Source organism: Sunxiuqinia sp. A32 (genome assembly GCF_052690465.1).
Genome location: NZ_JBQYLI010000005.1, coordinates 37649 through 49932 on the forward strand (window position 1 = coordinate 37649; position 12284 = coordinate 49932).

14 protein-coding genes are annotated in these 12284 nt (G+C 36.2%); 10 read left to right on the forward strand and 4 right to left on the reverse strand.

Annotated elements, in window-relative coordinates; genetic code table 11:
- The first annotated feature begins 1 nt into the window (after position 1).
- Entirely contained in the window at positions 2-1174 is a 1173-nt protein-coding gene (locus ACUNWD_RS06385) for a TolC family protein (protein WP_445586954.1), read from the forward strand.
- 59 nt (positions 1175-1233) lie between these two features.
- On the opposite strand, the gene ACUNWD_RS06390 is transcribed toward ACUNWD_RS06385, so the two are convergent.
- Positions 1234-1839 carry a hypothetical protein gene (locus ACUNWD_RS06390; protein WP_445586955.1) on the reverse strand — a complete coding sequence of 202 codons (606 nt, stop codon included), beginning with the start codon at positions 1837-1839 and terminating at the stop codon, positions 1234-1236.
- A gap of 201 nt (positions 1840-2040) precedes the next feature.
- On the opposite strand from ACUNWD_RS06390, the gene ruvX reads away from it, so the two are divergent.
- The 5 genes from ruvX (at position 2041) to ACUNWD_RS06415 (ending at position 7973) form a co-directional block, all read left to right on the forward strand.
- On the forward strand, positions 2041-2463 hold the full coding sequence (gene ruvX / locus ACUNWD_RS06395; RefSeq protein WP_445586956.1) for a Holliday junction resolvase RuvX: 423 nt from the start codon (positions 2041-2043) through the stop codon (positions 2461-2463).
- Complete coding sequence (def, locus tag ACUNWD_RS06400; protein ID WP_445586957.1) at positions 2460-3020, forward strand: peptide deformylase; 561 nt, start codon at positions 2460-2462, stop codon at positions 3018-3020. Before ruvX ends, def begins: the two co-directional genes overlap by 4 nt.
- Positions 3021-3280: 260 nt before the next feature.
- Entirely contained in the window at positions 3281-5047 is a 1767-nt protein-coding gene (locus ACUNWD_RS06405) for a ComEC/Rec2 family competence protein (protein WP_445586958.1), read from the forward strand.
- A 125-nt stretch (positions 5048-5172) separates the two neighbouring features.
- Positions 5173-6507 (forward strand): Trk system potassium transporter TrkA, encoded by a 1335-nt coding sequence (gene trkA / locus ACUNWD_RS06410; RefSeq protein ID WP_445586959.1) that lies wholly within the window; start codon positions 5173-5175, stop codon positions 6505-6507.
- An 80-nt stretch (positions 6508-6587) separates the two neighbouring features.
- On the forward strand, positions 6588-7973 hold the full coding sequence (locus ACUNWD_RS06415) for a TrkH family potassium uptake protein (RefSeq protein WP_445586960.1): 1386 nt from the start codon (positions 6588-6590) through the stop codon (positions 7971-7973).
- Between the two features lie 2 nt (positions 7974-7975).
- Here the strand turns inward: ACUNWD_RS06415 and ACUNWD_RS06420 are convergent, their stop codons facing one another.
- Positions 7976-8587 carry an L-threonylcarbamoyladenylate synthase gene (locus ACUNWD_RS06420; protein ID WP_445586961.1) on the reverse strand — a complete coding sequence of 204 codons (612 nt, stop codon included), beginning with the start codon at positions 8585-8587 and terminating at the stop codon, positions 7976-7978.
- A 92-nt stretch (positions 8588-8679) separates the two neighbouring features.
- Here ACUNWD_RS06420 and mnmD point away from each other — a divergent pair, with 92 nt between their 5' ends.
- From mnmD to ACUNWD_RS06440, 4 genes are all read left to right on the forward strand, one after another.
- Complete coding sequence (gene mnmD, locus ACUNWD_RS06425) at positions 8680-9339, forward strand: tRNA (5-methylaminomethyl-2-thiouridine)(34)-methyltransferase MnmD (RefSeq protein ID WP_445586962.1); 660 nt, start codon at positions 8680-8682, stop codon at positions 9337-9339.
- A 59-nt stretch (positions 9340-9398) separates the two neighbouring features.
- Positions 9399-10010: an FKBP-type peptidyl-prolyl cis-trans isomerase gene (locus ACUNWD_RS06430; protein WP_445586963.1), complete on the forward strand. Its 612-nt coding sequence runs from the start codon at positions 9399-9401 to the stop codon at positions 10008-10010.
- Positions 10011-10029: 19 nt separating this feature from the next.
- On the forward strand, positions 10030-10740 hold the full coding sequence (locus ACUNWD_RS06435) for an FKBP-type peptidyl-prolyl cis-trans isomerase (RefSeq protein ID WP_445586964.1): 711 nt from the start codon (positions 10030-10032) through the stop codon (positions 10738-10740).
- Between the two features lie 92 nt (positions 10741-10832).
- Complete coding sequence (locus ACUNWD_RS06440) at positions 10833-11195, forward strand: DUF3127 domain-containing protein (RefSeq protein WP_445586965.1); 363 nt, start codon at positions 10833-10835, stop codon at positions 11193-11195.
- 39 nt (positions 11196-11234) lie between these two features.
- Here ACUNWD_RS06440 and ACUNWD_RS06445 read toward each other — a convergent pair whose 3' ends face one another.
- Positions 11235-11657: a hypothetical protein gene (locus tag ACUNWD_RS06445; protein ID WP_445586966.1), complete on the reverse strand. Its 423-nt coding sequence runs from the start codon at positions 11655-11657 to the stop codon at positions 11235-11237.
- Positions 11658-11670: 13 nt separating this feature from the next.
- Positions 11671-12246: an RNA polymerase sigma factor gene (locus ACUNWD_RS06450; protein ID WP_445586967.1), complete on the reverse strand. Its 576-nt coding sequence runs from the start codon at positions 12244-12246 to the stop codon at positions 11671-11673.
- Positions 12247-12284 lie beyond the last annotated feature (38 nt).

Below are 12284 nucleotides of genomic sequence, written 5' to 3' on the forward strand. Positions count from 1 at the left end.
GATGAAATACATAATTACGCTTGCTCTGGTGTTTATTTCAGCAATTTCACATGCCCAAATGGGAGTTGATGAGTTTTTAGAATTGGTTGAAACCAATAATAGCGAAATGCTTGCTGCAAAGAAACTCACTAAAGCAGAAAAACTAAATCAGCAAACTGGAGTCACTCTTGACAACCCGACAGTTGAGTATGGATATTTACCCGGAAATAATTCAGCAATAGATCACAAAACCATTTATAGCATTAAACAGTCGTTTGAATTTTCAACGATTCTCGGTACCCGTAAAAAAGTTGCCAATCAACAAGGAGAATTATCAAATCTCGAGTTTGAAATCTATCGCATGGAGAAACTATTGGAGGCCAAAAATCGATTTTATGATTTCATTTTCCTGCTAAAAAAGGAACATGAATATAAAAAGCGACTTGGTCATGCTACTAATTTAATAGAGTCCTATCAAAAGCAATTTGATAATGGAAATGCCTCTATCCTGGATTTGAATAAATCGAAAATTCAGTTCTTAAATATAAAAAGCAGCTATGAACTTTTGCAACAAGATTTAAACTCCATTCGAAAAGAATTAGCGCTATTGTGTGGAACAGAAATTCCGGAAGCCATCAAAACTGAATTTCCACTTGTTTCATTTGCAACACAAGATTCAATTATATCCGAGTTACAAAATTTGCATCCAGAACTTCAATTATTAAAACAAAACATAAATCTGGCTGAAATGCAAGTAAAACTCGCCAGGCAAAGTTGGATTCCGGATATTGAATTAGGCTACCAGGGCGAAGTAGAACAGGAAGGAACTTTCCGGGGATTTGTAGGAGGCGTTTCCATACCGCTTTGGAAAGACAAAAATAAAGTAAAGTATGCTTTGGCATATGCGGATTTTAAGGAGAATCAATTTCAAAGCCGTCAGGAAATTATATGGACTGACTTTGTGAAAAAGTACAACAAAGTCAAAGAATATGCTAAAATTCTTGATGAGTTTGATCAAACTCTCAAACAGGCAGCAAATATTAATTTTCTCAATAAAGCATTGGAATTAGGCCAATTGTCGGTTATTGAATATTTTAATGAGCTGGCGTTTTATTATCAATCCATGGACAAGCAAATGGAAATTGAATTGGAATATTACAAAACACTGAATCAACTTCAGGCATACAAATTATAAAAAACAAAAGTGGCTCCCAGATGGGAAGCCACTTTTTAAGTAAATGAAATTTATCGGGTTTAGAAATGGGCTGAAATTTGTATTCCTATAGAAGGAGCTAGTCGGTAACCATGATCACACCTTTCGAACATTAAATCTCCATGACGATAGTATGTGTGATGTCCAACTCTGTACGCTTCGCAATTGAAAGGCAATCTATCAAATACCAAGTGTCTGGGTAGTTCAACTCTTACATAACCTATCCTGCTGTAGTAGCGATAGTAATGTCCTCCATAAAAGTAATAATCACCACGAGCGTGTCTCAACTTTAAGGGCGCTTTGTGGAATTTCCTGTAAACGGTCCCGTATTTTGGATGGTGATATCTGTAATCGTGATGGCGGTCATAATATTTATAGTCAAAATGACGATCATTGTGCTTGTATGCGAAATCACGGTTCTTTTTATCGTATTTCTTGCTTTTCTTAACATCTCCCCAACCTTTATAGTTTCTTTCCGATTTTTTATACTCTCTCTTTTGTCTGTTCTCAGTCTGATATCGTTTCCCTTTATTGTTATCATTTTTGTTTGAACGATATTCTCTTTTTTGTGCCTCTGCGTTAAATCCTGTTAGTACTGCTGCAAGTGTAATCATCAATGCAATCAGCTTAATTCTTTTTGTTTTCATGGCTTCCAGTTTTTAAGTTTAAAAATGTATTTTTCTGGTGCCTGCATTTACCGGTAATCAGTTACTCAACACATTGCAAAGCGCATGCCAAAATCACAAATTTTTATCAATCAACATCTTACAAGATGGTTCAGAATAATATTTTTTAAAATTCAGGCAGAAAAATGGTGAAGAATATTATTTTTGCAGAAAAATTATTCAGTGGGAAGAATATTAGCGATTGATTTTGGAAAAAAAAGAGTTGGAATAGCGGTTACCGACCCCATGCAAATTATTGCCAACAAACTTACAACTGTTTCAAGTCATTTGATCTGGGATTTTTTGAAAGATTATTTTCAGAAAGAAGATGTTGAAAAAGTTGTTATTGGCTATCCTCGACAAATGAACAATGAACCTTCCCAGTCCGTTTTGTATATCAACCCGTTCCTGAAGCGATTTCAGAAGTTATATCCTGATATGGAGATTGAACTGGTAGATGAGCGGTTCACATCAAAAATGGCATTTCAAACCATGATTGATGCTGGATTAAAGAAAAAAGACCGTCAAAATAAAGCAACTATTGACGCGGTTAGTGCAACAATAATTTTGCAGACATACATGCAACAACAAAGATTTAAACAATGATTTATCCAATTACGGTATATGGCGATCCTGTTCTAAGAAAAATATCAGAACCAATTGAAAAAGACTATAAAGAACTTGAGGTACTCGTTGAAAACATGTTCGAAACCATGTATCATTCCGATGGTGTTGGTTTGGCAGCCCCTCAAATCGGCAAAGCAATTCGTATTTTCGTAATTGATGCCTCTAGTGCTGCAGAAGAAGAACCCGAATTGGAAAATTTCAAAAAAGCATTTATCAATCCCGAAATTCTGGAACGCTCCGGAGATCCATGGATTATGAACGAGGGCTGTTTAAGTTTGCCTGAAATACGAGAAGATGTTTCTCGACCTGAAAAAATAAAAATCAAATACGTTGATGAAAACTTCAACGAATATATTGAAGAATATGGTGGTTTTGCTGCGCGAGTTATCCAGCACGAATATGACCATCTTGAAGGCATTCTGTTAACGGATCACTTGAACCCGCTGAAAAAGAGATTACTTAAAGGGAAACTGTCTGCAATTACAAAAGGGAAAGTTAACACTTCGTATCGGATTCGTATTCCGGGGAAAAAATAACACTTTAAAGTCAAACTTTACTTAACAGTAGAACTTTATTTTATTTGTTACGTACATAGCCAAAACCCCTGGCTGTGAATGTATATAAAAACAATCCATTTTTACGAATCGTATGCCTGTGGATAACAGGCATTTTGGTTTCCACATTTTTGCCAATAGCCATCTATGTAATATCCATTTTTTGTTTGGTTATTGGAACTTACTGCATTTTCTTATCTCGTAAAAGAAGCTATCCTTTTGACTAAACTTTTTCACTCTTTTTGAGTTCATTGATAATACTTTTGGCCTGCTATTTTACAGATCAAAATAGAATAACAACAGTTCATGAAAACTATCAGGGCAATATTTCTGCAATACTATTGCAGCCCCCTCTTGAAAAGAATAAAACATACCAGCTATCAGTAAAAATTTGTATCGCTGATTCTTCATCCTGTAATAATTCAAATGCGCTATTATATGTTCGGAAAAACAATCGCAACAAAAACATCGAGGTGGGTGATAAGATCGTAGGTCGTGGCACATTAAATCGAATTGAAAACAATGGAAATCCATTCGAATTTGATTATGCGGGATACATGGCAAAACAAGGATATTACTTTTCAGCATTCCTAAGCGACGAGGATTTTAGGCTTACAGGAAAATCAAACCTAACACCAACCATACTCGCTGAAAAAATCAGATCCAAGCTACTTGACAGACTTAGATCGCATATAAAAAACAATGACTCATTTCAAGTTATCTCAGCCCTTACTTTAGGCTACCGGAAGGAACTTTCAAAGGAAATCAAAACATATTTTGCATCAACAGGTGCGATGCATGTTCTGGCAGTTTCCGGTCTACACGTAGGCATGATTTTCCTGTTATTAAGTCGGATTTTATTCTTCCTAAAAAGATCAAAGAGCGGACGTTTTGCTTATGTATTGAGCATTGGCACAATACTTTGGTTTTATGCTCTGCTGACAGGTTTTTCACCATCGGTACAACGGGCCACTGTAATGTTTAGCTTTCTGCTGATTGGGAGTAGCTTAAAACGCCCGGCATCCATTTATAACTCGCTAGCCGCATCTGCTTTTATTCTATTGCACTTCAATCCAAACCTCTTTTTTGAAGTTGGATTTCAATTATCATATATGGCAGTAATTTCTATTGTCTTCTTCTATCCCAGATTCGAAAAAATACTTTCGCCTAAATCATGGTTGATAAATAAAATATGGCAGTTATTTTGTGTTTCAGTTGCAGCACAAATCGGTACATTTGCATTAAGCATCTTTTACTTTCATCAGTTTCCCGTTTATTTTTGGCTCAGTAATTTTATCGTTATCCCTGCGGCCTACTTAATCCTTGGGTTAACTATTATTTTATTGCTATTCATCTGGCTTCCAACTCTAGCCTCAATTATAGGGTTTCTGTTAGAGTTAGTCACAAATTCAACGATATCTATTCTAAAACAAATTGAACAACTCCCCTATTCTCTTATCGAAGGTATTTCTATTTCAACATTACAATTGATTTGTTTAATCTCCTGTTCATTTTTGCTGATGTTCTTTATTAAGTGGAAACGGAAATCTTATTTATTCGCGGCTTTATTGCTTTTATTCATATTTCAAATGAATGGCATAATCAATAAATCACAGCATTTTAACCAGCACAAGATCATCGTTTACAAAGCTGATTCGTGGACGATTCATCTTATCAATGGAAGAGAAAATTATTTAATTTATGATGCGAAAAATCAACCTTCTAGTTATACTTATCACAACGTGATTACTAAACTTGAATTAAATGAGCCAATACCAATTGAAAACAATCACTTCAACCAATTAAAAATCCCACATTTACTAATCAAAAATGACTTTATCCAATTTTCAAATACAACTATTCAAATAATATCAGACAATCAATTAAAACTCTCGACAGCTGAACAAGCTCAACCACAAGTTGTTTTCCTTAAAGAAGAAACAAACATTTCTACCAATCCAACCTTGCACAATATAGATGCGGAAGGTGCATTTATAATTGATCTATAATAAAATATGACTTTAACTGCGTTTAACTTATCATGAATAATGCTAAAAAAAGAGCATTTAAGCTATGGAAGTTCATATTTTTATACTTTACTTTGCTTGGCTAATTTTACTGAAAAAGGACAGAAATGAAGGTTGTTATTGTTGGTGCTGGAGAAGTTGGAACCCACCTTGCAAAAATGCTCAGCAGGGAAGACCACGACATCGTACTTATGGACGATGATAATGAGAAACTTCTCAAGTTATCCGCCCAAGTCGATTTGCTGACTGTTACCGGATATGCAAATTCATTCAAGGATTTGAAAGAGACCGGAATATCTAAAGCTGACTTATTTATTGCAGTAACTCCTTATGAGGAACGAAACATTGTTGCATGTATTCTTGCCAAAGACATGGGAGCTGAAAGAACAGTTGCCAGGATTAATAATGGAGAATACCTTTTTGAAAAGAACAAAGAGAAACTGCGCAATCTGGGAGTTGATGAGTTAATTTATCCTGAAAGCCTGGCTGCAAAAGAAATTGCCTCTTCTGTTAAACAAGTTGGAACACGGCAATTAATTGAGTTTTCGAGTGGAAAACTTCAGTTAATGGGGATAAAGATTCGTGAAAATGCACCTCTACTCAATAAATCATTAGAAGAATTATCATTCCTTGAACCGGAAATTACTGCTGTTGCAATTAATCGTGAAAACACCACGATCATACCTTCCGGAAAAGACTATATAAAAAATGGAGATATCGTATTCTTCACCACAACAAGAGCCCATCAAAACAAAGTATTTGAATTATCTGGCAAAGAAATTTTCCCGGTAAGAAACATTATGATTCTTGGTGGTAGTCGTATCGCTCAAAAAACGGTTGAAAGACTAGGTGACCAATACAATATTAAAGTTATAGAAGCGAGCAAGGAGCGAAGCCAAAAAGTTGCAGACCGATTCGAAAATATTTTAGTGATTCAAGGTGACGGAAGAAACCTGGATTTGCTAAAAGAGGAACGTATTGAGCGAATGGACGCTTTTATTGCAGTAACAGGTAATGCTGAAACGAATATTTTATCCTGCCATTTAGCTAAAAACCTCGGAGTTAAACGAACGGTCGCTGAAGTTGAAAACATTGATTTCATGGGAATTGCCGAAAGCATGGACATCGGCAGCTTGGTAAATAAGAAATTAATTGCAGCAAGTTATATTTATAAATATACGCTCGGTGCTGAAGTTGCACAAGCGAAATGTTTAACGGCTTCAGAAGCAGAAGTTTTTGAATTGATAGCCAGAGAAGGAACCAGAATTACGCAGCACGCTGTTAAGGATCTTGATTTTCCTCAAGATGCAAAAATTGGTGGTTTAATTAGAGGATCAAAAGCATTTGTTGCAAAAGGTGATACTGAAATTCAACCTGGTGACAAAGTTGTGGTTTTTGCCTTACCTTCTGCTATAAAAAAATTAGATAAGTTTTTTAAATAGATAGTTTTCACTATTCCATGATAAACTTCCGCATAATATTTAAGATTCTTGGGTTTCTTTTAATAGTTGAAGGAGTATTTATGCTTCTTGCAACGGGAGTATCTGCAATCTACCAGGAAAGTGATTTATTAGCGCTATTGTATTCGTCATTAATAAGCGTGGGGGTTGGCGCCTCAACAGTTTTTTTAATGCGCAACGCCGAAAAAAATATCGGTAAGCACGAAGGATTTATCATTGTAAGTTTAGTCTGGGTTGTATTCTCATTTTTTGGCAGCATTCCATATTTGATGAGTGAAGCGATTCCGTCTATGACAGATGCTTTCTTTGAAACTATGTCTGGATTTACTACGACTGGTTCTTCAATTTTAAATGATATTGAATCACTTCCACATGGAATCTTGTTCTGGCGAAGCATGACACAATGGTTAGGTGGAATGGGAATCATTGTTTTGTCTTTGGCAATTTTACCAGTTTTTGGAATTGGAGGAATGCAGTTATTTGCAGCAGAGGTACCAGGGCCAACACCTGACAAACTCAATCCTAAAATTAAGCAGACTGCCAAAAATCTTTGGGCTATTTATTTGTTATTCACCATCATTGAAACCATTTTACTTTGGATCGGTGGAATGAGTTTTTTTGATGCAATAAACCATTCATTTACCACCATGGCAACGGGTGGATATTCCACAAAACAGGCATCTGTCGCTTACTGGTCATCTCCTTATATCCAATATGTTATCGTATTTTTCATGTTTATTGCAGGGACAAATTTCAGTCTTTCATATTGTGCATTAACCGGTAAGTTTGATAAAGTTTATAAAAACGAAGAATTTAAATATTACATCCTGTTTATTATTGGTTTTACCGCCATCATTTTCAGTGGACTATTGATAACTACCAGCTTGGGATTTGAACAGGCATTCAGAGACACGCTTTTTCAAGTAGTTTCCATTATTACTACAACCGGATATGCAACTGCTGATTATTTAACATGGACTCCATTTTTAACCATCCTGATATTTGCTCTTTTCTTTTTTGGAGGAAGCGCTGGTTCTACTGGTGGAGGTATAAAAATTATGCGTATCGTGCTGCTCATGAAAAATAGCTATTACGAGTTACGCAGACTACTTCACCCCAATGCAGTCATTCCGGTGAGATTCAATAAACGTGCTGTAAATGAACAGGTGATCACCAATGTACTGGCTTTCTTCATGTTCTATTTTATAATTTTCTTTTTAAGTACGATCATACTCACATTGATTGAGCCAAGTCTTGAATCGTCGATGGGAGCAGTAGCTACCTGTTTAGGGAATATTGGTCCTGGCTTAGGGAATGTAGGTCCGGCAGAAAATTTTGCCCATGTACATCCATTTGGAAAGTGGTTTCTATCTTTTTTAATGTTGCTGGGCCGCCTTGAACTATTTACCGTTTTAGTTCTATTCTCACCAGCGTTCTGGAAACAGTAAAATTATTTCAATTCTCCTTTTCCCTGTCGAATAAGTACAGGCTCATTATCAGTGCAGTCAATAACTGTGGATGGGATATTTCCTCCAAATCCACCGTCAATTACAACATCAACCCAGTCACCAAACTTTTCATGGATTAACTCAGGATCAGTTGTATATTCCAAAATTTCATCTTCATCGTGAACGGAAGTTGACAAGATCGGATTCCCTAATTGCCGAACGATCTCAAGAATAATTTCATTATCTGGAATTCTAATCCCAACAGTTTTCTTCTTTCCTTTAAAATACTTGGGCACATTACTGCTCGCATTCAGAATAAATGTAAATGGTCCCGGAAGATAACTCTTGATAAGCTTGAAAATATTATTAGGAATTGGTCTGGTAAAATCAGCCAAATGACTGAGATCACTACAAATAAATGACATATTTGATTTTTCAACCTGTATGTTTTTATAGCGAGCAATTTTCTCTACGGCCTTACTGTTGGTAATATCACAGCCTATCCCATAAACGGTATCCGTTGGGTAAATAATTATACCGCCATTCTTCAAAATCTCCACAACTTTAGCAACTTCTCTGAAGTTTGGATTTTCTTCGTAAATCTTTACCAACATGGTTAATCCATTTTTTTAGTTGTGCTAAAAATAGGATAAAATGCTGGATGCCTGAAATAAAATAGCGAAATTCGCAGCCTATAACATTGGCAATGGAAAGAAAGATACAACTTACAGAGGATGGTTCACACACACTTTATCTGCCCCAAATGGAGGAACATTTCCACTCGACACACGGGGCAGTGCAAGAATCAATGCATGTTTTCATTAATAATGGATTGATGAAAACGGAGCAAAATCCACTAACTATTTTTGAAGTTGGATTTGGAACCGGATTAAATGCTTTCTTAACACTTATTCAACAAGGAAACAGGGAGGTTCGTTATTACAGCATCGAAAAGTATCCTCTCTCAGAAGAGGAATATTTAATGCTGAATTATCCGAAAATGATTTCAAAGAATGATGTCGATGTCTTTTTGAAAATGCACCGATGTCCCTGGAATCAGCTTTGTGGAATAACACCCAATTTCCACTTACATAAAATTCAAGGAGATCTTCAACATATACAATTAACAGATTTTCCTGAGTTTGACCTAATCTATTTTGATGCCTTTGCCCCTGGCAAGCAACCCGAAATGTGGACACACGATATTTTAGATAAGGTTTCCAATCACACAAAAAAAGGAGGAGTTTTCGCTACATATACAGCCAAAGGGGAAGTGAGACGTACCTTAATTAGTAATGGTTTTAATATGAAACGTGTCCCAGGACCTCCAGGTAAAAAAGAGATTCTTTTCGGCGAGAAAGCCTGATTATCACAATGAATATCACAAAAATTACTATATCTTCGTAGCTCTTAAAAAAAATAGTTATGTCACAAAACGAAATGAAATCCCAGTTGGAAAAGTTTAGTTATGCACTTGGCTTGAGCATCTCAAGCAACCTAATCCAGTCTGGTGTGAAAAGTATTGATCCTGCGAATTTTATGAACGCGCTTAGTGATGTATTCACGGGAAAAGAGCCAAAACTTACAGCTGAAGAAGCTAACAAAATACTTCAAGAATTCATGGAAGAACAGCAAAGTACAGATGGTAATGCTAATTTGGAAGCAGGCCTGACATTCCTTGCAGAGAACAGAGAAAAAGAAGGAGTTGTTGAAACGGCCAGTGGTCTTCAATACAAAATTATTCTTGATGGTGATGGAGAGTCTCCATCTGCAACTGATCAGGTAAAATGTCACTACCATGGAACATTAATCGATGGTACTGTGTTTGACAGTTCTGTTCAGCGTGGCGAGCCAGCAGTTTTTCCTGTAAATGGAGTAATTCAAGGATGGGTAGAAGCTTTACAAATGATGTCAATTGGTTCAAAATGGAGACTTTTTGTTCCTTCAGACTTAGCATATGGTGACCGTGGCGCAGGTGGTGCTATTGGCCCAAATACCACCTTGATTTTTGATGTTGAACTTTTAGAAATTGTCTAATTAAATACGTAAAACAAAAATGAAATTTAATCCTTTATTAATCGCGCTTATTTCAGCAGTTGTATTCGCAGCCTGTCAACCAGGAGGATCAATCAAAGAAGCAAATTTAGCAACTGATGCTGACTCTGCCAGTTACGCAATTGGTGTTTTAGTTGGTGAACAAAACAAACAAAATCTGGATGCTTCCCCGGGTGCAGAAGATTTCAACACTGACATTATCATTTCAGCTTTTGTAAAAAGTATCAAAGGTGAAGAAACTCAGATGACAAGTGAAGATGCAAGAGCATTTATTCAGACATATTTTCAGCAGGTAGCTGCTAAAGAAGGTGAAGCAAATAAAGCTGCCGGTGCTGAATTCCTTGCACAAAACAAAACAAAAGAAGGAGTTATTGAGCTTGAAAGTGGACTTCAATATGAAGTACTTACTGAAGGAACAGGTCTAAAACCTACTGCAGATCAATCTGTAAAATGTCATTACCACGGTACATTAATTGATGGAACTGTTTTCGATAGTTCAGTTGAGCGTGGTGAACCATCTACTTTTGGTGTAAGCCAAGTAATTCCAGGTTGGACAGAAGCTCTTCAATTAATGCCTGTTGGATCAAAATGGAAATTATATATTCCTGCTGACTTGGCATACGGTGACAATCCTCGTCCAGGTGGTGCTATCAAACCAGGAATGGCTCTAATCTTCGAAGTTGAGCTTCTAGAGATTATTGACAAAGAATAAAAATTCTTGAAAACTTTTTATAACCCCCTCTCATGTATAATGGGCGGGGGTCTTTTTTTAGCTACTTTTGTTTGAAAGAAAATTACAGAATAATGAGTTTGGAAGTAAAAGGAAAAATCACACACATTTTACCAGTTAGTACTGGCGTAAGCAAAGCTGGTAAAGAATGGCAAAAACAAGAGTTTGTAATTGAAACTGATGATCAATATCCAAAACAGGTTTGTTTTACTTTGTTTAATGACAAGGTAAATTTGATTGACGGACTTGCAACCGAAACAGAAGTAAATGTTTCTTTTTCAGTTGAGTCCAGAGAATTCAATGGACGTTGGTATCACAATATTAATGCTTGGCGAATTGATACTGTCTCAGCTGAAGCTCCATCGGGTTTCCCTCCTGAATTTTCAGCAGATGATATTCCGCCAGAATCGGCAGATAACAATGATTTACCATTTTAATAGAAAGAGCGGGATTTATAATAAACCCCGCTCTTTTTATTAAGAAGCTATTGTATGTTTTCTTCGTTTCAAAATCAACAGATCAAGAATCAATAATAAAGTTGCGGCAATTAGTGTAAATAAAACGACAGAAGGAACACTACTAAACAAATCAGCTACCTGTTGTTTTAACAACGCCATACCGCTAAAATCAACTTTCGGCAATCTTTCAGAAAAAGCATTAATATATGTTGAATCTGCTGCTGAATTGACAGAAGCACTAAACAAGACATATATAAACAGACCAGCGAGAGCTGCCATCATACTTTTCAAAAACCACTTTCCAAATATTGGCTGATAAGCAGAAGTAACAGTCTTCTCAACCTGTATCTGATCCATCACTGATTTGGTAAAATCAACCGGAGCCTTTGCGGACTGGTAAGATTTCATCAGTTCTTTAAATTGCTGGTCATTATTTTTCATGTTTCTTCTTCTTTTATAAAAAACTATACACTTCCTCTTGAAGCATTTCTTTCAGAACAACATACATTTTCTTTCTTGCCCGGTGAATTTTCACTTTCACGTTACTAACTGACAAGTTGGTGATGCCTGCAATATCATCCATACTTTGTTCCTCATAATAGTAGAACGTTATTAAAACCTGATCATCCCCTGGCAGTTTATCCATTGCTTTTTGCAGGTATTTAGTAAGTTCTTCCTTATTTACAGATTCAAGTTGCGACTGAATTTTTGCTTCATCCTGATCACTCAACTTAGAATCATCCAGAGAGTTTATTTGCAGTTTTCTTTTGCGAAGGAAAGTTACACAAGAATTGTAAGTTATTCTATATAGCCAAGTCGAAAATTTCGATTTGCCTTCGTAGTTACTCAAGGAGCGATATGCTTTAACAAACGTATCCTGTGCCAACTCCTCTGCATCCTGCTCGTTTCGCAGCATTTTTAAAGCAAGTCCATAGACCATATCCTGATACTTCTGCACCAGGTAAGCATAAGCGTCAGTGTTGCCTTTTAACACTTGCTCAATATAATAATGGTCATTTGTATTACTCATGCTATTCGTTTGACGCTATTGATCAGGATGGGTTACAA

What these genes read in the sequence shown, in the direction of transcription:
- ACUNWD_RS06385 (WP_445586954.1), top strand. Translation starts at nt 2, where the DNA reads ATGAAATACATAATTACGCTTGCTCTGGTGTTTATTTCAGCAATTTCA.
- ACUNWD_RS06390 (WP_445586955.1), bottom strand. Translation starts at nt 1,839, where the DNA reads ATGAAAACAAAAAGAATTAAGCTGATTGCATTGATGATTACACTTGCA.
- def (WP_445586957.1), top strand. Translation starts at nt 2,460, where the DNA reads ATGATTTATCCAATTACGGTATATGGCGATCCTGTTCTAAGAAAAATA.
- trkA (WP_445586959.1), top strand. Translation starts at nt 5,173, where the DNA reads ATGAAGGTTGTTATTGTTGGTGCTGGAGAAGTTGGAACCCACCTTGCA.
- ACUNWD_RS06415 (WP_445586960.1), top strand. Translation starts at nt 6,588, where the DNA reads ATGCTTCTTGCAACGGGAGTATCTGCAATCTACCAGGAAAGTGATTTA.
- ACUNWD_RS06420 (WP_445586961.1), bottom strand. Translation starts at nt 8,587, where the DNA reads ATGTTGGTAAAGATTTACGAAGAAAATCCAAACTTCAGAGAAGTTGCT.
- mnmD (WP_445586962.1), top strand. Translation starts at nt 8,680, where the DNA reads ATGGAAAGAAAGATACAACTTACAGAGGATGGTTCACACACACTTTAT.
- ACUNWD_RS06430 (WP_445586963.1), top strand. Translation starts at nt 9,399, where the DNA reads ATGTCACAAAACGAAATGAAATCCCAGTTGGAAAAGTTTAGTTATGCA.
- ACUNWD_RS06435 (WP_445586964.1), top strand. Translation starts at nt 10,030, where the DNA reads ATGAAATTTAATCCTTTATTAATCGCGCTTATTTCAGCAGTTGTATTC.
- ACUNWD_RS06440 (WP_445586965.1), top strand. Translation starts at nt 10,833, where the DNA reads ATGAGTTTGGAAGTAAAAGGAAAAATCACACACATTTTACCAGTTAGT.
- ACUNWD_RS06445 (WP_445586966.1), bottom strand. Translation starts at nt 11,657, where the DNA reads ATGAAAAATAATGACCAGCAATTTAAAGAACTGATGAAATCTTACCAG.
- ACUNWD_RS06450 (WP_445586967.1), bottom strand. Translation starts at nt 12,246, where the DNA reads ATGAGTAATACAAATGACCATTATTATATTGAGCAAGTGTTAAAAGGC.